This window comes from Halovenus rubra (assembly GCF_026586665.1).
GTDB classification, from domain to species: Archaea; Halobacteriota; Halobacteria; order Halobacteriales; family Haloarculaceae; genus Halovenus; species Halovenus rubra.
Window position 1 is genome coordinate 43,332 of the sequence record NZ_JAODIY010000006.1, and the last position, 21,513, is coordinate 64,844.

The 21,513-nt window shown below is 58.2% G+C and carries 15 protein-coding genes and 3 pseudogenes; 5 read left to right on the top strand and 13 right to left on the bottom strand.

Annotated features, from left to right (window positions below):
* Window positions 1–116: 116 nt before the first annotated feature.
* Together N5098_RS05875 and N5098_RS05880 are read right to left on the bottom strand one after the other, a co-directional pair.
* Window positions 117–311 carry a hypothetical protein gene (locus tag N5098_RS05875; protein ID WP_267636795.1) on the bottom strand — a complete coding sequence of 65 codons (195 nt, stop codon included), beginning with the start codon at window positions 309–311 and terminating at the stop codon, window positions 117–119.
* A gap of 465 nt (window positions 312–776) precedes the next feature.
* Entirely contained in the window at window positions 777–4,466 is a 3,690-nt protein-coding gene (locus N5098_RS05880; RefSeq protein WP_267636796.1) for an outer membrane protein assembly factor BamB family protein, read from the bottom strand.
* Between the two features lie 124 nt (window positions 4,467–4,590).
* On the opposite strand from N5098_RS05880, the gene N5098_RS05885 reads away from it, so the two are divergent.
* Together N5098_RS05885 and N5098_RS05890 are read left to right on the top strand one after the other, a co-directional pair.
* Window positions 4,591–7,668 (top strand): outer membrane protein assembly factor BamB family protein, encoded by a 3,078-nt coding sequence (locus N5098_RS05885; protein WP_267636797.1) that lies wholly within the window; start codon window positions 4,591–4,593, stop codon window positions 7,666–7,668.
* Window positions 7,669–7,732: 64 nt separating this feature from the next.
* Window positions 7,733–8,002, top strand: a complete 270-nt coding sequence (locus N5098_RS05890; protein WP_267636798.1) for a hypothetical protein — start codon at window positions 7,733–7,735, stop codon at window positions 8,000–8,002.
* Window positions 8,003–8,021: 19 nt separating this feature from the next.
* On the opposite strand, the gene N5098_RS05895 is transcribed toward N5098_RS05890, so the two are convergent.
* The 11 genes and pseudogenes from N5098_RS05895 to N5098_RS05945 form a co-directional block, all read right to left on the bottom strand.
* Complete coding sequence (locus N5098_RS05895) at window positions 8,022–8,939, bottom strand: hypothetical protein (protein WP_267636799.1); 918 nt, start codon at window positions 8,937–8,939, stop codon at window positions 8,022–8,024.
* Between the two features lie 214 nt (window positions 8,940–9,153).
* Window positions 9,154–10,647, bottom strand: coding sequence for an outer membrane protein assembly factor BamB family protein (locus N5098_RS05900; RefSeq protein ID WP_267636800.1), 1,494 nt, complete (start codon window positions 10,645–10,647; stop codon window positions 9,154–9,156).
* Window positions 10,648–10,769: 122 nt separating this feature from the next.
* Window positions 10,770–11,033, bottom strand: coding sequence for a hypothetical protein (locus N5098_RS05905; protein ID WP_267636801.1), 264 nt, complete (start codon window positions 11,031–11,033; stop codon window positions 10,770–10,772).
* Complete coding sequence (locus tag N5098_RS05910) at window positions 11,030–11,998, bottom strand: ComEC/Rec2 family competence protein (protein WP_267636802.1); 969 nt, start codon at window positions 11,996–11,998, stop codon at window positions 11,030–11,032. Before N5098_RS05910 ends, N5098_RS05905 begins: the two co-directional genes overlap by 4 nt.
* Window positions 11,999–12,057: 59 nt before the next feature.
* Window positions 12,058–12,399: an outer membrane protein assembly factor BamB family protein gene (locus N5098_RS05915; protein WP_267636803.1), complete on the bottom strand. Its 342-nt coding sequence runs from the start codon at window positions 12,397–12,399 to the stop codon at window positions 12,058–12,060.
* Window positions 12,400–12,426: 27 nt separating this feature from the next.
* Window positions 12,427–12,993, bottom strand: a pseudogene (locus N5098_RS05920) (RNA-guided endonuclease TnpB family protein); the annotation flags it as partial.
* A 1,710-nt stretch (window positions 12,994–14,703) separates the two neighbouring features.
* The gene (locus N5098_RS05925) at window positions 14,704–15,675 is read right to left on the bottom strand and encodes a PD-(D/E)XK nuclease family protein (RefSeq protein WP_267636805.1); all 972 of its coding nucleotides are present in this window, start codon (window positions 15,673–15,675) and stop codon (window positions 14,704–14,706) included.
* Window positions 15,676–15,875: 200 nt separating this feature from the next.
* Window positions 15,876–16,016 (bottom strand): annotated as a pseudogene (locus tag N5098_RS05930) (IS6 family transposase); the annotation flags it as partial.
* 155 nt (window positions 16,017–16,171) lie between these two features.
* Entirely contained in the window at window positions 16,172–16,828 is a 657-nt protein-coding gene (locus N5098_RS05935) for an ABC transporter substrate-binding protein (protein ID WP_267636806.1), read from the bottom strand.
* Window positions 16,829–17,305: 477 nt separating this feature from the next.
* Window positions 17,306–17,773: pseudogene (locus N5098_RS05940) on the bottom strand (ABC transporter substrate-binding protein); the annotation flags it as partial.
* Window positions 17,774–18,211: 438 nt separating this feature from the next.
* Complete coding sequence (locus N5098_RS05945) at window positions 18,212–18,760, bottom strand: DUF8170 family protein (RefSeq protein ID WP_267636807.1); 549 nt, start codon at window positions 18,758–18,760, stop codon at window positions 18,212–18,214.
* Window positions 18,761–18,887: 127 nt separating this feature from the next.
* On the opposite strand from N5098_RS05945, the gene N5098_RS05950 reads away from it, so the two are divergent.
* The 3 genes from N5098_RS05950 (at window position 18,888) to N5098_RS05965 (ending at window position 20,973) form a co-directional block, all read left to right on the top strand.
* Window positions 18,888–19,301 (top strand): helix-turn-helix domain-containing protein, encoded by a 414-nt coding sequence (locus N5098_RS05950; protein WP_267636808.1) that lies wholly within the window; start codon window positions 18,888–18,890, stop codon window positions 19,299–19,301.
* A gap of 517 nt (window positions 19,302–19,818) precedes the next feature.
* Window positions 19,819–20,103, top strand: a complete 285-nt coding sequence (locus N5098_RS05955) for a hypothetical protein (RefSeq protein WP_267636809.1) — start codon at window positions 19,819–19,821, stop codon at window positions 20,101–20,103.
* Between the two features lie 249 nt (window positions 20,104–20,352).
* On the top strand, window positions 20,353–20,973 hold the full coding sequence (locus N5098_RS05965) for a hypothetical protein (RefSeq protein WP_267636810.1): 621 nt from the start codon (window positions 20,353–20,355) through the stop codon (window positions 20,971–20,973).
* Window positions 20,974–21,513: the final 540 nt, after the last annotated feature.

Consider the following 21,513-nt stretch of genomic DNA (forward strand, 5'->3'; position numbering starts at 1 on the left):
TGATATCGGTACGGCGTCAGACCGTCATCCGCACGTGGGCATGTTCTCCATGCCCTGTCCCTGACGGCTATTTCGATTCAAACGACAACTACGGCAGAAAGACGCTATCGGATGCGTTACCGCGGACCTGGTGTTTGTGGCTCGTCTTCGACGTAGACGACCCGCTCTCTGGGTATCTTTCGTTCGACTTGCTTTCCGTCCACCTCGAGGATGAGCGAATACATGCCTGATTCGATGTCATATCGGTACCGCGCCGGCTCATAACTCTTCGTTCCGTCGGACTGTCTCGGGTCTTCGACGATAATTTCCATATTTACTGTAGATAATACTATAATAAAATGGTTGTCATCCAAACTGCACCCAGACCAGCGGCTGCTTTGCACTCAGAAAACGGAGACAGCTACCCGAGGGATCCATCTGGCTAACAGATATTGTCGCGATCAATTGAGCAGGAGTGGACAACCAGCCACGTTTCTGAGTTCAAACCTGGGTATCACGCCCCTCCAGCCAGAGAAAGCAGCCTGTCCTACGGCAATTGGTCGCTTGCCCGCTACCGGGATATCGCGGTTGCGCTCTGACTGGATGTGTTCACGTGATCGATTGCCAGCCAAAAGCGGTCTACGCGATTCTCGCCCGCCGTGAACGGCGGCACTCCCTCGCTGTATGTGGTGGCTTCAAGAAGCACCAGAACGCGCCCTCGGAAGTCTGGCCGCTGTTGAGGGACCATCACCTCACGTATGCAGGCCCGACGGGTTCGACTACCTCTGGAACGCCCTCTAGACGATGTCCTCGTAGAGGTCCTTGCCGGCGCCGTTGAGCTTCGCAGTCGCCCAAGGAGTCTGTCCCGTGCTATGGATGTCGAGGTAGCCGACTGATCCCTTGATGAACAGTAAGTCCTCGACCCACTTGCCGGCGTTCGCGAGATACCAGACGATACGGTCGAGTTCGTCGTCCTCAAGGTAGGTTTGCTCCTGCAGGTCCGCACGCGAGAACCGTGGGTCCCGTGACTCACGTGTCTGTTCATAGAGGGGCTCGAGAACCTCCAGCAGGTCGACATCGTCGATGACCACTTCGCCGGTCACCTCCTCGAAAAACTGGACGCCGGAGGGTCGGCTTGTCACCAGCTGGTAGTCGTTCATGTTGTCCCAGCCGACGTAACCCTTCTCGGCGAGCCGTTCGACATTGTGCCGGAACAGTTGCGCCGTCGCGCCCGATATCTGGTCAATCGCTTCCGGAACGATGCTGTCGGTCCGGACGGTCACCTGCTGGTGAGTGGTCTGCCAGGCGTCGATGACGCCGCCGAGAATCACAGCCCGGAGCTCCTCGTCGGTCGGTTCTTCGGGGTCGTCGATGTTCTCGATGGCGAGCGAGAGGTACTCGTCGCCGCGTTCGACGCCCTCGTCCTCACGGCCGAGATCAGACTCGATGGTCTCCGGTTCGCCCGCCGAACGGCCCTGCGACTTGGGAATCATCGTTCGCAACCGACGGTCCCCGTCGACGAACGCCACGCGGTTGTTGCCGACGGTGGGACCAGTCGGGGAGGCGCGGCTCGCGGTGTTGCGCTGCCAGCAGACCTCGCCGTTGGCCCCATCCAGTGCGAGTATCGCGTCGTGGGCAGCGACGTAGACGGCGTCAGCGACCGCGAGCGGACTTCGAACGGCGCTGCCGGCGTCATGCACCCAGCGACGGTCGCCACTCTCGGCGTCGAGCGCCGCCACCGTGCCGTCGTTGCCGGCGCAGTAGACTGTCTCACCCTCGACGGCTACCCCAGTTCGGAACTCGTTGGCGACGGTGACAGACCACTGCTGGGCCCCGGTCTCGGCGTCGACTGCGAGGACGGAACCCTCTGCCGTGGCGAAGTAGAGCTGTTCGTGTGCGAGCGCGGGGACACCGGCCGTTCCTCGTGGGATGTCGGTCGTCCACTGCTCAATACCGAGACCGGCGTCGAGCGCGGTCAGCGTGCTGCCGGCCGCAAGATACACCATGCCGTGACCGACGACAGGGGTGTGACTGGCGTCGATCTCCTGACGCCACAGATGCTCCCCGTCCGCGGTCGATAGGGCGTGGACTTCCCGATTGTCGAGCGCGTACAGCACGTCGCCGGTGACCGCCGGCGTCTGAAACTCGCCGGTCCCTCTGACCGACCAGACGGGCTCACCGGTGTCGGCCGAAACCGCCGAGAGCTGGTCGCCGTCAACCCGCGAGTCCGCGTCACCGGCCATGGGTCGACAGACTGTATACACCTGATTGCCGTCGGTCACGGCCTCGTGGTCGTCGTCAGCGACCCCGTCGGTGGTCCACAGCACGTCGCCCTCGTCGCTGTCGACGGCGTGGAGGGTTGCGCGGTCGTCGCCGACGTAGACGACCCCGCTGTTGTCCATCGATGGGGGGGAGAGCGCCGCGTTTGGGTCGAACGACCATCTGGCCACGGCGTCCTCGTTCGGCCCGCCGCCACCCGCGTGCCGGCTCCGTCGTGGCGTCGCGCTCGTGACCCCCCAGCTACCGGGAGGTGACTGCAAGCGCTCCATCGATGGCATCGTCACGTCGCCGCTACAGGTCCCGAACTCAGGGGTTGGCGTGTCGTTGTCGGCACCCCGAACGGACAAGACGGAACCGTCCGCACCGCCGACAAAGAGGTCTGTCTTGCCGAGTCCGGGCGTCGTTGTGACCGCCTCACCGAGGTCGAGCGACCAGGTTTCGGTCCCGGTGTGGGCGTCGACGCCGTACAGCCCAGAATCGGTGCCAAGGAAGACCACACCGTCTGAGACGACCGGGCTTGTTGCCGTCGCCCGCTCCTCGAACGTCCACACTTCGTCACCGGTGTCCGCGTCAAGCGCGGTGAGCCCAACCAAGTCGCCGCCGACGAACACCGTCCCGCCGTCGACTGCGGGCGTCGCTATGTTCCGAGAGTCGGTGTCGGTCTGCCAGATGCGTGTCCCGTCGGTTGCGTCGAGCGCGTGGACGGTCCCGCCACGCGCGGCGACGTAGACCCGGCCGTACCGCACGACTGGCGCGTTTTTGACCGACGAAACGTCGTCGAAGGTCCAGACTTCGTCGCCGGTCTCAGCGTCCAGCGCGTAGACCGTCTCGTCGGTGCCGCCGACGTAGACGGTGCCATCTGCCACCGCTGGCGTCGCGGCCAGCGAACTGCCTGTTTCGAAGCGCCACTGTTGGTCACCTGTCTCGGCGTCCAGTCCGTAGACGAAGGCGTCGTTACTGGCGACGTAGACTGTGCCATCGTCGACAACGGGCGAGGTCCGGAACCGGCCTGCCGAGAACGTCCATAGCTCATCACCCGTCTCAGCGTCCAGCGCGTACACCATCTCGCCGCTGGTGACAAAGACTGTGTCGTTGACTACCGCTGGCGTCGTGAAGATGGTCCCCGGCAACTCGACCGACCACTCGTAGGTGCTGGTTTCGACATCGATGGCGTGGATGGCCTCGTCGTTCCCGCCGACGTAGACCGTCCCGTCGGCCACGACGGGGGTAGACTGGACCTCGTGATAGCCGGTGTTAACCGACCAGAACTGCTCGACCGGCGCTGTCGGGCCCAGTGCTGGTTCGTGGTTGGAGTGGGCTGGCCCGCCGCCGAACTGCCGCCACGCGGCGTCGGCCGACGACCCGGTGCGTTCCTGCAGCGCGACCCGGAACGCCTCGACGGTGCGGTAGCGCTCGGCCGGGTCGGTCGCCAGTGCCGTGGTCACGACCTTGTCGACGCCCGTTGGGAGGTCGGCGTGTTCGCTCGGTGTCGCCGCCGGATCGGTAACGCTGTCGAGGACAGCGCCGGTGGCACCCTCGTACGGGCGACTGCCGGTCAAGAGCTCGTAACAGATGACACCCAGCCGGTAGACGTCAGCACGCTGGTCCGGCTCGCCGAACCGCGCCGGGTCGAACTGCTCCGGGGCGGCATAGGCCGTCGTGAGCGCATCTATACCTCCCACGTGCTCGTCCAGCGCCACACCAGTACCCGTGTCGAGCAGGACCGGTTCGCCGTCAACGACGAGAATCCGTTCTGGCGTCAACGCGTGATGGTTGACCCGACGGCTGTGGAGGTGTTCGAGTGCCTCAGCACACTGGCTCGCGAACGCTACCGCCTCGTCGGTATCAAATTGTTCCTCATCGAGCCGGTCCCGCAGCGTCTCTCTACCGGCGCGCTCGGTCGCAACCCATGGGCCGTCCTCAGTCACACCCCAGTCGAGTACGGAGCAGACGCCCTCATGATCGTCGACGGCAGCCCACGTCTCCGCGCCGTCGATGTACGCCGACGCCTCACTTGCAATCGAACCCTGTATCCGCGGGCGGACGAGCGACACCGAACGAGCCTCCCCGTCGACTGTCGCAGTCACCTCGTAGATGTCCGACCCCACCCTGTGACGCTCCGGCACACCGACATCGAGAGACTTGTACTCAATATCGCCACGCGAGTCCACGTACCAATCGACGCGTTCGCTGTCAGCAACGGTCATACCTTATCTTCAGATGTCACATCAATATTCTTTCGGATGCCTGTGTGACACACCAGCTTCCAGATTCGTTGTCACAGTGCCGACATGAGAACAATTATTACTCTATTGTCTGTAGGCACCGGGCATGACAGCCAGCGATGAGGGTGGGAGTGCGCACGTACCTGCGAGCGACGACGCACAGAGCCCGGCAGTCGGCGCAGTCGAACATGGGACAGTCGACGTAGACGGTATCGTTAGCAACGTCGGAAGCAAGACCGTCAAGCGCGTCACATCGCCAGATGACGGGGTAGCGGTTACGAAGCTCCACTTTGTTAACGCCACCAACAGCGACCTCTCGGGCGCGGTCGAGACCTGGAAGTCGCTGTCTGCACACAGACACGTCGTCGGCCTCGTCGACTGGGATGGCGCGGACCGACTAGTGACCGAGCGCATGGACGGGGGGAGTCTTGCCGACCGGCTGGCGGACGACGACGATGGCATCTGGCCAGACGAGGCCGTCTGGATTACCGAACGCCTCTGTGAGGCCGTCGAACACGCTCACGACGAGGGAGCCCTCCACACAAGTATCGGCCCGGAGACCGTCCAGTTTCGGGCGGCGACCGATGGCTGCTGGGACCTGCCGAAGCTCGGCGGCTGGGGAGTTACACGCAAGGTCCGCGCGGACCCGGACGCGGTAGCCGACTTGGACGGATGCTACGCCCCACCGGAGCAGCTCGCGTCGGATCGCTTTGGCGAACCGGACGAACGGACGGAGGTCTACCGGCTCGGGGCCGTCTGCTACGCGCTGTTGGCTGGCCGCGCGCCAGTGACCGGCACCGGCTACGAGGTCCTGCAGGCGAAACTTTCCGGGGCCGAGCTGGCACCGGTCAGCGAGGAGACGGCCATCGTTCCGGCGGAACTCGACGAGGTGGTCCTGAAAGCACTTGAATCCGACCCGGCTGACCGGTACGACAGTGTCGTCGACTTCCGCGCGGCGCTTGAGGCGGTCACGCTCCCCGCTGGTGCGACGACCGCCGCCATGACCGGGGAGTACCGTCAGTATGCGGGCGGCCCGGCCAACCGAAGTCTCGCCGGCAGCCCTCTGAACGGTGACGACGCCGTCGCGGAGGCGTGGACTGCACGCAGCGGTGAGTCAATCGACAGCGCTCCAGCCGTCGCGTATGGGACCGTCTATGTCGGCGGCGAGAGCGGTACCCTGTGGGCGCTCCACGCCGACACCGGAGAGGAGCGATGGGCCGTCTCGCTGGAGGACTGTGCTGACGACCCCGCCGACTCCTACGGGGACCCCTACGCCGTCGAAGCGCCACCAGCGGTCGGAGACACCACAGTGTGTGTCGGCACTGGTAGCGGCCTGTTCGCGTTCGACGCTGTCGACGGCGAGAAACAATGGGAGCGAGCGTTCGACGTCACCGGAGCGGTGACTGTCGACGACGGCCTCGCCTACGTCGCGACTCGGGACGAGACCCTCTGCGCGCTGGACATCGAGTCCGGGGCAACGGAGTGGGAAACCGAACTCGACGGGGGGGTCAGCTCCAGCGAGGCAACTGCGCCGGCGGTCGCCGACGGGACGGTCACGCTCAACACCGGCGACGGCGTCGCCACGTTCGAGGCGGCGACCGGCGAGCACCGCTGGACGTTCCCGATTTCGTTCGCTCGACCTCCGTCCATTGCCGGAGGACAAGTGTACGCTGGCGACGAGGACACCATCTACGCGGTCGATCTGGCGTCGGGCGACAGCGCGTGGCGAGCCGACATCGAGTACGAAATAGCCGGCCCGCCCGCAGTCGACGACGCAGCGGTGTATGTCACGGTTCAAGACGATTGGGGCGGCGTTGAGGCGTTCGACCCCGAGTCAGGGGCTCGACAGTGGACCTACAGCCTCGAAGAGAGAGAGCAGACGCGACTGCCGCGGGCGAACGCGGTTGTCGCCGACGACGCTGTGGTGCTCGTACTCGAATCCATTCTATCGAGCGATGACCAGACAGAGGAGGTGGTCGTGCTCGGTGCCGCCGACGGCCACGAGCGACTCAGCTACGGAATTGACCAGCGCGAACACACGGCACCGGCTGTCGCTGACGACCGACTGATCTGTGCCAACACGGAGTTCGACGTTATCGCGCTTTCGCTGCCGGCGGACCCAGAAGACCAGACGGCCGACGGCAACCGGAAAGCGGCCGACGGAACCGAATCGGCTGACACTGTTGACTCGCCAGCGTTCAACTGGAACGACGCGAAGCAGGTATGTGACGTACTCAGAGCACAGACGATGGACGAAATCGAGGAAGACCGGTTGCCAGACAAACTCGGTTGGAACGAAGCCCGGACCACGGCAGTCGTCGACGGCATGCAATCACGCGGTATCGTCGAGGTCGACAGCTGGGACGACGTTGGTCTCCTTGAGGAGCCCGACTGGAGTCAGAGGCTCAGTGACGACGACCTCCCGAAAATCGACTGGAACGACGCGAAGCAGGTGTGTGATGTGCTGAAAAACGAGGTGAACAATGAGCTGGACAAAGACTGGCTTCCCGATGAACTCGGCTGGACCGAGGAGCGTACCCGATCGGTTGTCGACGACTTACTAGCCCACGACTACGTCGAAATAAACGACTGGGATGAGGTCGTCCTTCTTAGAGAGCCGTCTCGCGACAGCGGGAACAAGACGGACCCGGACGGAAGCGATTCCGGAACGCAGTCTGATGATGGCCGGGCCGACACGACGGATACCGAGGTGACGAGCGACGATGCCCAAACGCTGCTCGATCTCATCGAGGATCAAGAGGACAGCCGTCTGGTCCAGGATATAGTCAAGTTCGAGACCGGCTGGTCGGCGGCGAAAGTCGACGCCGTCATCGATGAACTGACCGCAGCTGGGCAGGTCGCAACCAACCAGATCGGCGGTTCAACGTTCCTCACGATCGATAAGACAGGCGTCGTCGGCGGTATCGACACCGCGGCCGGACAGGCCCGTCCGGACGCGGACGCCCTCGCCGAGAAGATGGCCGACCCTGAGCTCGCAGGGGCGCTCGCAGCGGCCGTCGAAAACGCAAACCCCGACGGGACTGTTGAGCTACTGGACGCGATGGACGACCTCCCGGATAACGAGCAGTGGGGGCTACTCGTCGCCAACGGCTATCTCGTCCAGTCCGGCGACGCGTTTAGAATATCACTGCCCGATGGCGTCGAGTTCGAGTTCGCCGGCTGACCTGAGTAAAACACCTGCTGCTTGAGCAAAAGGTGGTTAATCAGATTGCTGCAAAAGAGCATCAATGATTAGTGTCGGTGGGGCTCCCGAGCTCATCCCTGATTCGCGTGACGTGGTCCACGAAGGCGAGAAACAGCGCGCGAGGGACCAGGTCGAATCGTTCGATGTACCCGTCTCTGCGGACTCAGACGGGAACATGGTCGAGTTGGAACTGAACAACCCAGAGACCGACTGCACAGTCGGACGGCTCGAGACGACGGTCGGTCGGGTCCCAGAAGGGTTGTCGGCCCCAGGCGACGTGGGACACCTGTCGGTCTTCGCGAATCTCCGATAGCAGTCGATCTATCTCCGCCTCAGCGACGGTCCGGTCCAGCATCGTCGGTGTGACTGGCGAACTCCTCGACAGTTTCCCGAAGCGAATCGGCTTCATCTGGGTCTGAATCTGCGAGAAACTGCCTGGCGTCGCGGACCCACGCCTGCACGAACCCGTCACAGTCGAATCGGAAGCCGTCAGCTGGATACACACCCAGCGGCGTCGCCGAGACTCTCGGTCGAATCCGCAGAACATCGCCTTCGACGCCGTACTCGAAGTCAAGCTTTTTCGACGTAGGTGCGTCCCCGCAGTCCCACGGCGATGGCTCACTATCGATTGCTGCCTTTGCCCACTTGCCGGCACAGTTGAAGAAGCGACCGGGTCGACACGTGAGCCACCCGTGGTTCGCCCACAGAGGAACTCCCGGAACGACGATTCTCACGCGGTCTCGGGTCGGATCGTACTCGAATTGCACTGTGTCGATTGGCTCTTCACCGAATGGGTCCGGAGATGAGAGAAGTTGTCGAGCCTCGAGCGCGCTGGCTTCTATCTTGACTTTGTTCTCGTGGCCGTTACGGCGGCAGGGCAGTGCCGACGGCGAGTTCGTCGTACTTACTGTGGCGTTTTCGGGGGCGACGGGCCAGCACCCGCTATCGAAGGTCAGGTCTACGACACGCGAGCCAGAGCGCTCGATAAGTGTATCCAGCCCTCGAACGTCTCCGACGAGAACGATCTGCTCACCGTTGAGTCGAACGCCTGTTGATCCGTACTCGACGCCAGTGAATGTCGGGTCGACGACATCGACACCGACCGTACACTCTTGCTCGGTTTGCCCATCGAGAACTCCATCTGGGTCCGCAAGCGGGATTGTCGGTCCGTCCTGGTCGTACTCGAGAACCCAGCCTGAGTAGACAGGTCGAACGGTCCCGTGGAGGAAACAGTCTGCATCGATATCCACTGGTCAGTCACCTCCACAGTCTCGTGGTCGCACTGTTTCTGGCCCCGGTGTCCGGGCCATGGTGTTGTGCCAAGCCGGCCCTGCTCGAAACGAAGCAACCTCGGCGCGTCATGGGTTGTGCGAGATGATACTGAAAAATAAAGACTGCGCTCTGCGTTGCCCGCCCGACACAACCGAAGAGCGTGGACTCTATTTATCCAACCACGGCGTCGATCTACGCGCTCCCAACCTCGTCGAGGGCGTACAGAGTGGTAGTCTCGTCGTTGTTTCTCCCGACGGCATAAATACCGTCCTCGGTGGCGGTGAGGTGGCCGACACCAGTGGGGTAGCGCCACAGCACCTCGCCGGTCTCGACGTCGATCGCCGTCGCGGCGTCGCCAGCAGTCGTGTAGACGGTGTCGACGACGACGCTCAATTCGGAGGCGTAGCTCCCGGACTCCCAGCGAATTTCTCCGGTTTCGCGATCGAGCGCGTAGACGGGCGCACTCGGCCCACTGGCAAGGACGGTGTCGTCGGTGACGACCGGTGCGTACACGAGGTCGTGTCTGATCCGGGCACTATCGTCCCATTGTTGTTCGCCAGTTGCAGGATCGTAGGCGGTGGGTCCCATGCGAGTGTTGTAGTAGACGGTGCCGTCCGCAACGGTGGGAGTGGCGTGGTATCCCCAGTCGAACATCTCGGGGGTGTGGAGGCGGCGTCGGAGTTCTCCAGTCGTAGCGTCCAGCACAGTCAGACTACCATCGTTCGCGCTGACGTACACTCGCTCACCGTCGGTCGCCACGGGGAACAGAACGCTATTGCCGGTGGCCAGATCGTAAGAAGTGGGCTCGATGGTCGTTTGCCACCGTGGCGTCCCGTCTTTGGCGGCAAGGGCATGGACGGTTCCGGCCTGGGTGCCGACGAACACTCGCAGTTCCCGACCGTCGTTGGTATCGACTGAGGAAACGGTGGGCTGACCGAAAGTTCTTGCTCGAACATCGCGTTGCCAGTCGATAGCGCCCGAAGTAGCCTCGAGACCGACGATAGTACCGGTTGCAGTCCCACTGACGATCGTCCCGGTTTCGGGAACCACTCGCGGCTGTAGCGGTTCTTTGTAGGTTGGATCGGTGACGAGAGAGGTACGCCAGTTACGCTTCCCACTCTCGCTGTCGACCGCCTCTACTGCCGTCGTCGTTCCGAGGTAAACAGTATTTTCTTCAACGACTGGGCGGCCGATACTAGAATCTCTGCCGACCGTCCACGATCGACTGACGTCACCTACGTCGTTCCGGGAGGTCTGGCTGTCGGCCGAAATGTCGTGTGCCCGGTCGTACTCGACACTGACAGTTACGTACGGCGCCTCGGCATCTCCTGAAAAAGTCTCCGCTGATCTATCGAACAACGTATGACCGAGTGGTATTCCATCGCGTTCCAGGTCACATTCGGGGAACACGAATTCCGAGGAGAACTGACCGAGAGTCGGCGAAACTGCTGGGGTAAGGTCCGGATCGGTGTCTGAAAACCTGAAACTAACGATCAGGGTACCGTACTTGTCACGTCCGAGTGACGGGAGGATCTCCTTTCGTACTGAGATTGTTCCGGGTGGATATTCCGGCGACGAATCTATCGCCTGTAGACGCAGTATCGCGTAAACACCGTCATTCCGAGGCGAGTACTCGTCGTGCGAGGCCAGATAGCTGACAGTTGATGAGTCGGTGCGTTCGCTCACAGTCACTATCAGATTTGGTCTGATACGTACTTCAATCCCGCGCAGCCCGGGTCGTTGTAGCTGAAACTGTCGCAGTCTATTGAAAATCCCCCGAGACGAAAAGCGGTGAGGTAACGTACGACTCAGAGAGTTGCCGACACCCTGGGCGCTCCGGCGTTCGGTGGGAACGATGGCCCGAGACCTTCGCTGACAGTGACGAGAGAACTTGTAACCTCGTCACCTGTCGTTGGGTCGTCGGACTCATCGGTCTCGTCGTCTACGACGTAGCGAATGTAGCTATCTTCGGCCGTCCAGTAGTAGGGCACGTCGTGGTCGCCCCCAGTGAGGATATCCATCGCGTTTTCGCCGGGTGGATCGCTACTGTCCGGTCCTGCGTTTGAGATCACGACACTGTCGACCGTTCCATCGATATCGAGGTACCAGGGTCAACCTCGGTTTGACGATGACACACTTCGTCGCTCGTATCTCGCCCGACCAGTTTGCACAGTACCATCGTATTGACCGCACTGTCGACCCCGTGGTGGGGCAAGAGGTACACGTCGGCGTTCTGGTAGGGGCTGTTACTGCCAGAAGCGATGTCACCAACCAGACCATACCTGATGTCAGACGGGATGAGGAAGGTATGGGTCTCTGACGAGCTGTCGGGTTGGTAGGAGATGGTCAAACCGATCGAATTGCAGTCTTTGTGTCTCCCACAAGTACGCTCATCGGATGGCGGATTGAATACGTCGACATCAACGTCACCTAGAGTCCCTTCTAGCGCGCCATTGTCGGCGGTAACCGCCTGCCACTCGTTCGCTACCAATCCGTCGTCTATGTACTCATCCTTTTCTTCGCGCGGATCTGTGCCGGCTTCTGATCCACCGTGTTCCGAGTAGTAGCCGTTCTTTACGTCGAAGTTGTTCACTATGTCTGGAATATACTTCTCGTGGTCCCTGTCACCATGTGTGACGACGAGATGGTCGATCTCATTGATTCCTTGGTCATCAACCGCTTCGACCATCTCTGTCCTGTATGGGGTGTTTGTCCACTCTTCTGGTGAATCGTCCGTACCAGCATCGATCAACATGTTCTCGCCGTTCGGAGCCTCGACGAGGATCGAGGTCCCCTTCCCGACGTTGAGGAAGGTAACCTCCATCCCGTCGCTGTCACAGTCGCCGGATCCGTCCGTCTCGACGGTTTCGGTGAGTGACACCGAGCCCTGGCCGGCGTGGACGCGATCACTGCTGCCGGCACCGACGCCGGGCACCATGATGGAGTCCGCTTCCTCGTCGTCTACGGTCGCCTCCGCGAGACAGTCGTAGTCCGCCCACGGGACGCCACTGTCGCTCTCTGCCGCCTCGTCGGTCATCAACCCTTCGTCCGCCAGCGCGAACTCGCGAACTAATAAAAATCTACTGCGGCGTGGATCTACGTCTTGCCACCCTCGTCGAGAGCGTACAGCGTGCTGGTGCCGTCGTTGTTTCTCCCGACGGCGTAGATCCCGCCCTCGGTAGCGGTGAGGTGGCCGACACCGGTCGGGTAGCGCCACAGCACATCGCCCGTCTCGGGATCGAATGCGGTCGCAGCGTCGCCAGCGGTCGTGTAGACGGTCTCGTTGGCGACACTCAACTCTGAGGGATAGGTCCGTCGCTCCCATTCGATCTCTCCGGTCTCAGCGCCGATCCCGTAGAGCCGTCGTCTGGTCCCTGCCAGTTCGGTTTGACAGTCAGCAGCGACGACGGTCTCACCGACCCGGACTGGCGGACACAAAGTTGGCCTTCTGACATCCTCCCACGGCTAAAGCCGTGGGGTTGAACCCACGGAAACGGAGAGGTTCGCAGGTTCGTCGTCACGTTGGACGATGACCTGCGTTTCGGGCTGTGCCAGTCCAGCCCCCGCCTCGGACAGCGGTTTCGAGAACTTGCCCAAGGCTCGTTTGCCGATATTCAGCGCACCGTTCTTGTCGGCGTTGTCGTCAAGCCCACATTCGGGACACTCGAAACGTCCCTGCGTTGCTCGGACGCCTTCCCAGGCACAGCGGTTGCACGTCTGCGACGTGTCGTATTCCTCGACCAACTGCACCTCAATTCCCGCGTCGTGGGCCTTGTACTCGATGTAGTCCAGCAGGCGGGCGAACGGCATCTTGTGGGTCTTGTCGTTGACGTATCGCCCCTTGTCGTTGTCTTTGCGAATCCTGCCGAGGTCGCCCACGACAATAACCGCGTTCCGCTCCTCGGCATCCTCTACGATTTGCCGTGCAATCTTGTGGAGGCGGTCGTCTACCTTCCGGGCTTCCGCATCACCGATGCGTTCGACCACCTGCTGTCCCTGTCGAGGTTTCGCCTTCCCGATGGACTTCCGCACTAGACACTGACCATCTTTTTGTCAGCGGGCAAGGCGAATGCCGTGCTCGAGGTCGCAGACGCTTTCGATTACACTTTGAGACAACGTATTATGAGTCGTGCCTGCACGTCTCTGGCGTGACTCGCTCGCTCAGTCAGGTGGCCGCCGAAACACTTCGATAGGACTGCGGTTGGGAGAAGCCAGCTTCTGTGAGTGCCTATTCCCATCCAACTTATTAGCTTAACAAACAGTTTGAAATCATAGTGGGCAACGAAAAGTGAAAAGGAGATTGCGAAACAAACAATTTTTGACATTAACCACCATGACTACACTTCATACAGAAAAGACAATAATAAACTTATTTACTGTTTCTTTACTCCACCTATCTTAACGCCGCTTCCAAAACCCTTGTTTTTATCATCAGTTTAATTATGGTAGTGAAACTATCATAACTATCTGGATTCCTCACTGACATGTAGTCCAGCCCACTTTGGTCAACCAGTGCTTCACAATCTCCTTGCCGAGAACATTAATTTCTTCCTCTCACACTCGAAAACAGAATTCATATAACATTCTTTATAAGCATTAATTCCAGATCTAAATAATCGAAACATGGATTTAGAGACCGTATATACCAGCTCACTAGGGTGTGCGCGTGAAATGTGCTTGTATAGGCAAAATGACCCTGTTCTTTTGTAATTCCACACATCTAAACTAATGCCCGAATTCAGGCAGTACAGAGCCTCTATACAGATCGGGGTGCGATAATAACACTACACTGTTATTAAAACTAAATATTTACGTGTGCAGTATGCAGAGCCTCTAAGAGTATCGAATCAGTGCTTTACACTATATATTACTCGTTTTACGTGTGCAGTATGTAGCGGGTTCAAAGGTGTAGTTTTATGATTATTAACTCACTTCGAGAAATTTGATTTTAATATCTTTTTCGTATATTTTTCTCCCAATATTGCGGATTTCAAGTCTCTCAGGCCTTCTATCGTGTATTCAATTTTCGAAATCCCGATGCATATATAAAAAGTTATGGGATTAGAGCTTATTAGCGTTGTTCTAACTCTCTCTAATCGAATACACACCCAAAAAATTCGCAAAAACTTGCCCAAAGGGGAATGGCTAGGACAGTGGATTTGAGGGGTCTTAGGAGGTCAGTGAGCTTGGAGACTCAAGGCCGGGGGGCCAAGCGGAATCATATAAGCCTGTGGAGGTGAAGCAAGCCGGGTGGCTGGGACGGGAGAGATACGCTCCCGGGGGGGAGGGGTGAGTGAGAGTCGGAAGGGGCGGGAAGTAGACGGCTGATGCCGACGGGGGGAGACTGACGGGTATGTCAGATTGGGCATGCTACGCGATGGGAAGGGTGGGCTGGATTCGGTCTCTGGCTGAGGGAGTAGGTCAGAGTAGTCAACCCGCGAGGGTGGAGATGGCGTTGGCCAAGGCAGACGCTGGCCGGTGTTAGGGAGGTGATGTATTCTGGTGGGGTGAGAGTGGAGGGTGGAGAAGTGGGCGCAAGTCCGATGAGTCTGGATGGCGTCGAGGTAGCCGTGACAGTGGGAGACAATCAGAGAGTCGCATGTGACAGTTATTTCGTGCCAAGTCATTAGATTTGGCTCTCAGACGGATCTGACGGCATCGCGCCGCTGTCGTTCGTAGCCAACTCTCTGGCTCATTCCTGATCCGGTAACCGTCCGTACGGACAGATGGGGCAAGTACCCATCAGCTACTCTTCTCAGCGAATATTGGATGGAACGTATTTGTGAGTGTGAGTAACTCATCGACGATTGAGTCAACATAGGTATCGTAAGAATCGTCTTCGATAGCAGCTTCGTGCCCTACCTGTTTGGAACCGATATTGACCTTTCGATAAAAACGCCACTTGTAATCGGGGAGCGACTCAGTATGTCGTTGGGCCATCGATCTTAGTGATTCCCGTTTTTCCTCGGTGAGCTCGTCCGAGCTTTGGATCTGCAATCTAACATTCGTGTGGCCTGAATCACCGGTTTTGCCGACAAACACATCGTACCGAACCGCGTCGTGATGGTCCGGATGCGTTGATTTGAACGAGGTGCGCTTGTTGTACCCTGTATACTCTGGGTCTGATTCAAGATGCGGTATATCCGTCTCAGCCAAAAACTGATCTCGGACTGCATGGAGGGTATCGAAGGCATCGGCTGTAGTTGATGTACGAGACCTCGTCAATGCCGTCTCAAACACATCTCGTATGAACTCCGCTCCATCGTGTGCGCTGTTCCCAAGCTGTTCGAGAACGTCCTCATAGTGGATGATCGAGTCGAATCCACTCTCATCTTCCTCGGACAGGTACCTTTCAGGGGCTAACAAACAGACGGTGTACGAGTCCCAATCGTCACGTTCGACACGGAACCGACCCCGGTTGTAGTATCGCTCAATCTGATCCGGTTGCTTGGTCGCATCTATTTTGTTTTCTACCAACACGATATGTCGGTCCCCACTTTCAGTGAGGAACCCGAACTCAATATCGGATTCCCCTTCTCCGGCGTAACTCGCGTGTATGGCACCCCCGATGTATCCATCCAGGCCAATAGTCGGATCAACTTGCGAAACGAACCAGTTCCTGAATGATTCGGAGGTTTCTACCAACTGAGCCACGGAAAAGTCGATTTCGTGCTCTCCGATAGTCTCGAAGGCTGTACCTTGCTCAATTTTCACCTCCGACGATTTGACCGGCCAAGGTATGAGGTTTTCTACGATTGCCGAAGTCCCCCACCGACCGACAGTTATCAAAGTTTACTTAATCTAACAAGTTAATATTCAATCACAATTTCAGGGTAAAGATAGCACCCCGACCAGTGGAAACGCTGTCAACCATTGGTCTTTAGCTAAGACTCACACCTCGGTTCCGTAGCGGTAGCGAGCGTCTCCCTGATCGACAGCCCCGCCGTGTGGAGACGCACCCCAAATCGCCGGATGAGTATCGGGGTGCGCTCGTTCTCCCAAACGTCTTGACTGTCCTCGTTGAACGTCTCGCTGAGCAGGTCTGCGAGTGACATGAACACCTCTCGCTATGGCCTGCTCACTTCTCAGACTCGCTCAACTAGACAGTGCCAGCCGAACCGTGATCTCAATTGACTAATGGAAGAGATAGACCATCTCTTCCTCCATTCCGAGCGCTCTGAGGGCTGTTTATGATGCAGAGCCGAGATTGTTAGAACTCTCCGTTGATGATGTTCGCGACCCGCTCACGGTCGAACAGCCGTTCGTCGACCGGGATTTCCGGATAGGAATCTTCGCTTCCATCGGCGGGCCACTCTCCAAAGATGTCCGGATACAGCTGTTTCGCCGTCATCTCAAGTTGGAACAGATGCACTAGGGGTCCCTGGAACGGCGTCCCGGAACTGTACACGCGGTCGTTCTGTACGGCTGTGAGTTCGCTTCCGACGGAGTGGTCTTCCAGCGTCTTGCGAATCGCAGCCACGTCGAAAAAGCCGCTGATACCCTGACTGTGGAGGATTACGTCCGGGTTGGCTGCCAGCATCGCTTCATAGTCGAGGCGTCCGTCTTCGTTCTCGTCGTATGTCTGGTCGCTGTCGGCGAATGCATCCTGAACACCGAACGGTCGGAGGTGGGCTTTGGCGAACCCAGGGTTATTCAATTTGTAGGGGCGGAACGTACCGTCACTAAACACGATGAGGCCGACCGTCGGTCGCTCGGACTCCGGCGGGAGGTTCGCCCGAATCCTGCCGTACAGTTCCTCATACTCAGACCGAAACGCCTCGAACCGTCGGCCCTCGCGGAAGACCCCAGCGACCCGTTCCGAGAGTTCCCACAGGGTGTAATATCGGTAGTCCTNGTCAGCCAGCACGGGTCCTGAAAGTGGACGTCTGCATCAAGGTCGTAGAACAGTTCCTTGTCGACCCCGTCGCTCCACACTGCTCTGAGGTCATCACTCTCGATCGACGCCCCATCGATGGCGTCATAGTAGTAGTTCATCGATGTCACGTACGCGTCGGGAGACCCGAGTGACGCGATGGCGTCCCTGTGACCGAACGCAACCGCCATGTCGGCGTAGTGCGGACTGTATGCGTAGGCCGTCTCAGGGACCTCCTCGAAGATCACCTCGTCCATCGGTGAAAGTGTGACCGAGTAGCTATCGTCTTCCAACGTTGTAGTCTCACCCGGAGTTGTGGTATCTCCCGCGGTCGTCTGCGTCGCCGATGACTCGGGCCCCGACTCCTCACTACAACCAGAAAGCAACCCCCCACCAATGATTGCGCTGCCGTACTTCACGTAGTCGCGTCGCGTCGGTGTCGCAGTCGAATGCTCGTCTTCATCGTTCATATCAGATGTCTCCCTTGATGATGTCCGCAACCCGCTGGCGGTCGAACAGCTGGTCTTCGGTTGGGATTTCTGGATACGGTTCCCCGTTGACGTAGCCGGGCCACTCCCCGAACTGGTCGGGATAGAGCTGCTTGGCCGTCATCTCCAACTGGAAGAGATTCAGTATTGGTCCCTGTCGTCGCGCACCTTGGGCATACACCCGTCCTTCCTGCACAGCTGTGAGCTCACTGGCAACATTGTGGTTCTCGAGTCGCTGTCGGATTTTGTCGAGATTGTAGGAGCCTGTCATCGGCCCGAGGACGAGCAACACGTCCGGGTCTGCTTCGAGGAGCAGTTCGTAATCGAGCGTGATGTTTCGGCCGTCGTCGCCGTATCCCTCACCGACGGCGTCAGCCAGTGCGTCCTCGGCTCCCATCGGTCGAGTATGGGCGGCGTAGTAGCCGGGATAGTTCAGCTTGTATCCCCAACCACTGTCCTCGTCCGCCGAGAACAAGGTGATAAGCACCGGGACGTCGTTGACTCGGAGTACTGCTCACATCGTTCTGATCAGAGCGAAAAGGCGTTTTCTGATATTGTCAAAACTGGCTATTTATCTGGAACCCCTGTCATCACGAGCCGGTTAGATGAAGCAAAAGCCATCGTGAGTGATGAAAGCAATAAAATCGTATATGATAGGTTAGATGCAGGTCCTCTCTCAATAGAAATCATGACAGGTGAAGAATGGCAGCAGCGTTCATCCGAATGCGGCTGCAAGCACCTGCGTCGCGCCGACTACGAGATCAAACAGGGCTGCGTTTCCCGACCAGACGGCCGACTCCCGACTGGGGCAGACTGATCCTGATTAACCAACATTTTATCCCATTCATTGCTCACGTTGGTTAATACAGAGGGTTACAATCCCCCGCCATCACGGGAGTTCTTCCGCTACGTCGATGAGTTCCTCCTCAGTCTGCCAGCGATACAGCCGTTTCTCCCGATCGAACAGCTCGAAGACGCCGTCCTGCATCCAGCCAAAGGGGTGTTTTTCATCTACGTACTTTCGCTTGAGGAGGTGACTCTTCGCGAAGAACTCCGTCGTGCCGACGAGCAACCCCTGCTTGACGAGGAAGTCACTCGGCTCTTTTTCGGCGACACCTACTAGGTACGTCACGATGTCGGCGATGAGGCAGAACTTCTGGATACTGTTGTCCCACTCACCCCGGATATCGACCATTCGGAAGGCGTAGGCGTCTTGCCGCCGATTGAGTCGATCGACCACGAGGTCCAGCCGGCGGATCGGCTCCCGGTCATAGTTTCCCAGCACGAAGTACGACCGGTCGTTCTCGTAGACGGGCGTCAGCTCGCTCAAAGCGTGGAGAATCTCCTCGTTGTCCGCCAGTGAGATCTCTTCTTTGTCGAGTTGGTCCTTCGCACTCTTCAGGACCTCCTCGGAAACGGGCGGCCCATCGTCGGACATATACGAACGCTTTCTGCGTCAGGAAATATAGTTTATGAAGTAAATTACCAACTCAACTATAATATCTTACCGTGGAGTAATTTACCCATGGGTAAACTACTTGCCGATAGGGTGCGTATCGTGTCGTATGAGCACTGAATTGGGGACTGCTGAAGGGATGGAATCCCGCGAACTCGTCCACTTTGTCACCCAACAGACGCGGTTCGCCCTCGTCAACAACATCCTCCAGCATCCTGACCAGCTCGCTTCGATGTACGAACTCGAGGAGCTCAACCCTAGCGTGAGCGACGCCACCGTCTACAAACACATCCAGAAGCTCATCGACGCCGGCATCGTCACGGAGGTGTCCCTAGACGACGACCAGCGCCGGCAGGGCTATCCCTGGAAGTTCTACGGGCTCACAGAGGAAGGCCAGGAGTTCCTCGACGACCACAACCTCCTCGCAGCAGAGGAGACGCTCCAGCAGATCTACAACACCATCACAGACAAGCCTGAAAAGATGGTTAAGTACGAGAACGCTCCCCGTCCGGAAGAAGCGTAACTCCCGAAATATCGGCCCAAATTACCCCTCGAAATACGGCTCCGGAGAGCTGCGAGTGAAACCAGTCACTCTAGATAAAACTAATATCAAGGAAAATATATAAACTACGTGTTTGAGTATTAACAACGTAAACAGATGTGGTAATAAACTACGCCCGGAAAGGCTGGTCTTGACTCCACTTCTTCACTTTCGGTGCGATTCGTTTCCCAATTGGTACGTAGGACTTGGGTTCCGGAAAGTCATCCTGATAGTAAGGTTGGTCCGACTTGTCAAATGTGGCCCGCTGTGTGAACTCCTCGTATTCATCCTCTGGTAGTTCCCTGAATCAGGCGTGAGATTTGGCGGTCAAAACCACTGCGTAGAGGGTGTGAGACGTATTCTATGACACGCTGTTTGATTATCAGCCCCTTGCGCCTCATACTTGGTTCACGCTTTCATCGCGTAGCAGCGTTCTTATTAACTAACTACTCCCCCGATTTACGTCGGTTCTAAATACTCAGAACGTACCTTTTCAGGTATGACTGACACTAGGCAGTGGAGCAGACGGGCTGGGTACGCTTCTGTAGTTGGTGGTCTATTGGTAGTCGGCCTAACTATCAGCTGGGCACTTCGTTCCAGTGGGTTAACACTCCGGACGGGGATAACCATACTCGGTGCGGCAGGGATGACACTCAATGGTATCTTTTGGATACGTAACCCCGCGCCACCAGCGTCCGACCGCGAACGCGCTGTTGAAGTCATAAAAAACGGGCTGATTCTCGGACTTATTAACGGCGGAATCTATGTGCCTGAGCTGTTCTGATCAAGCCTCGAACACTCCACAGAAGGACTCGACTATTGGGTAGTTGACCGTTGAGGCACTGTCTAGTTCAGAACCGGTCCAGCCGAAGTCGTGCCATCTAACGCTTGATTCGGTCGATGGCGGTTGTAGTCGTGTCCGAAGCGTCTCAGCCAGTGTTTTGGGCTTGATGAGTGAAGACAGGATCACCGGTGTTTCTCGGATTGGGCGAGAGTGCCACAAACCTATATTCATGACCGCTAATCTTATTGTATGACCGAAGATGATACTGCGGATGGAACGGAGAAACCGGAGATTACGACATGGGATGGCGGACTCAGCTGGATTGCGCATCCGGATGAACGCGGGCAGCGAACCAGTCATGCGCTTCAAACGGAGTCAGGCGTGTGGGTTATCGACCCTGTCGACATGGATGGCTTGGATGACCAACTTGCAGCCCTGGGCGACGTTGCTGGGGTGCTCGTTCTCTTGGATCGGCATACTCGCGATGCAGAAGCTGTCGCCGATCGACACAATGTTGACATTCACGTCCCGGAGTGGATGACACTGGCTCGAAGCAAGTTGGAGTCACCAGCTGAACCTGTGGGGGAAACGCTGCCAGGGACGAAGTATACTATCCATCAACTGATTGCGACCGACGAGTGGGAGGAGGCCGTCCTGGTTGACGATGCAGAGCAGACGCTTGTCGTTCCTGAAGCAGTTGGGACGCTTCCTGCGTTCGAAGGGGAGAGGCAACTCGGGATCCATCCAGGGGTAGACGACCCGCCGATGGCACTTCTGGATTGGGAGCCAAATCGAATCTTGGTCGGTCACGGACAGAGCATTCATAGCGATGCTGATTCGGAGCTTCGAACGGTTTTAGATGACAAGTGAGTGACTATGGTCTCTCATGGATGGGCCCATCCTCGAGACTTTGCCTCAGACTCCGTCACCTTGGTTTAGCCGTCGTGGGGCCGCTCTCAAACCAGAACCATTGGATAGAATTACCTCAACTAGACCGAAGAGCCGGAGGATTGGATGGACGGTAGGTGAATGGCACTCTCTCGGGGCTGAGGCTAGGTCAACAGATATCTGCTACACACATCCTGGGCCCAAAACTGGTGGACGTGACATTCTCACTGCTTAATGCGGAGGAGGATGTCAAATCGGTTGGTCAGTAGTATCGATAAACGCTTGCCGATGAAAGAATCACTAAATCCGTGATCTCTTATTCAATCTAAATCGTAGTTGGGTACTAAACGGCGTTCACTTACTTTCGGACCGCTCAAAGGCACTCCGCCACGCCGACCCAGAGACCACCAGCCGAATGTATGTCGACGTGGAAGCCGGCGAAGTTGCTGATGTAACGGACGAAGTGTACTTGATACAGAAGGTTAGTGACGATACCGGTACTTTAGCCGCGATTACAGACTT

Excerpts from the sequence above, each read along its gene's own strand:
- N5098_RS05880 (WP_267636796.1), bottom strand. The coding sequence starts at position 4,466 with ATGACCGTTGCTGACAGCGAACGCGTCGATTGGTACGTGGACTCGCGT.
- N5098_RS05885 (WP_267636797.1), top strand. The coding sequence starts at position 4,591 with ATGACAGCCAGCGATGAGGGTGGGAGTGCGCACGTACCTGCGAGCGAC.
- N5098_RS05965 (WP_267636810.1), top strand. The coding sequence starts at position 20,353 with ATGACCGAAGATGATACTGCGGATGGAACGGAGAAACCGGAGATTACG.
- N5098_RS05955 (WP_267636809.1), top strand. The coding sequence starts at position 19,819 with ATGACTGACACTAGGCAGTGGAGCAGACGGGCTGGGTACGCTTCTGTA.
- N5098_RS05875 (WP_267636795.1), bottom strand. The coding sequence starts at position 311 with ATGGAAATTATCGTCGAAGACCCGAGACAGTCCGACGGAACGAAGAGT.
- N5098_RS05950 (WP_267636808.1), top strand. The coding sequence starts at position 18,888 with ATGAGCACTGAATTGGGGACTGCTGAAGGGATGGAATCCCGCGAACTC.
- N5098_RS05890 (WP_267636798.1), top strand. The coding sequence starts at position 7,733 with ATGATTAGTGTCGGTGGGGCTCCCGAGCTCATCCCTGATTCGCGTGAC.
- N5098_RS05945 (WP_267636807.1), bottom strand. The coding sequence starts at position 18,760 with ATGTCCGACGATGGGCCGCCCGTTTCCGAGGAGGTCCTGAAGAGTGCG.
- N5098_RS05910 (WP_267636802.1), bottom strand. The coding sequence starts at position 11,998 with ATGACCGACGAGGCGGCAGAGAGCGACAGTGGCGTCCCGTGGGCGGAC.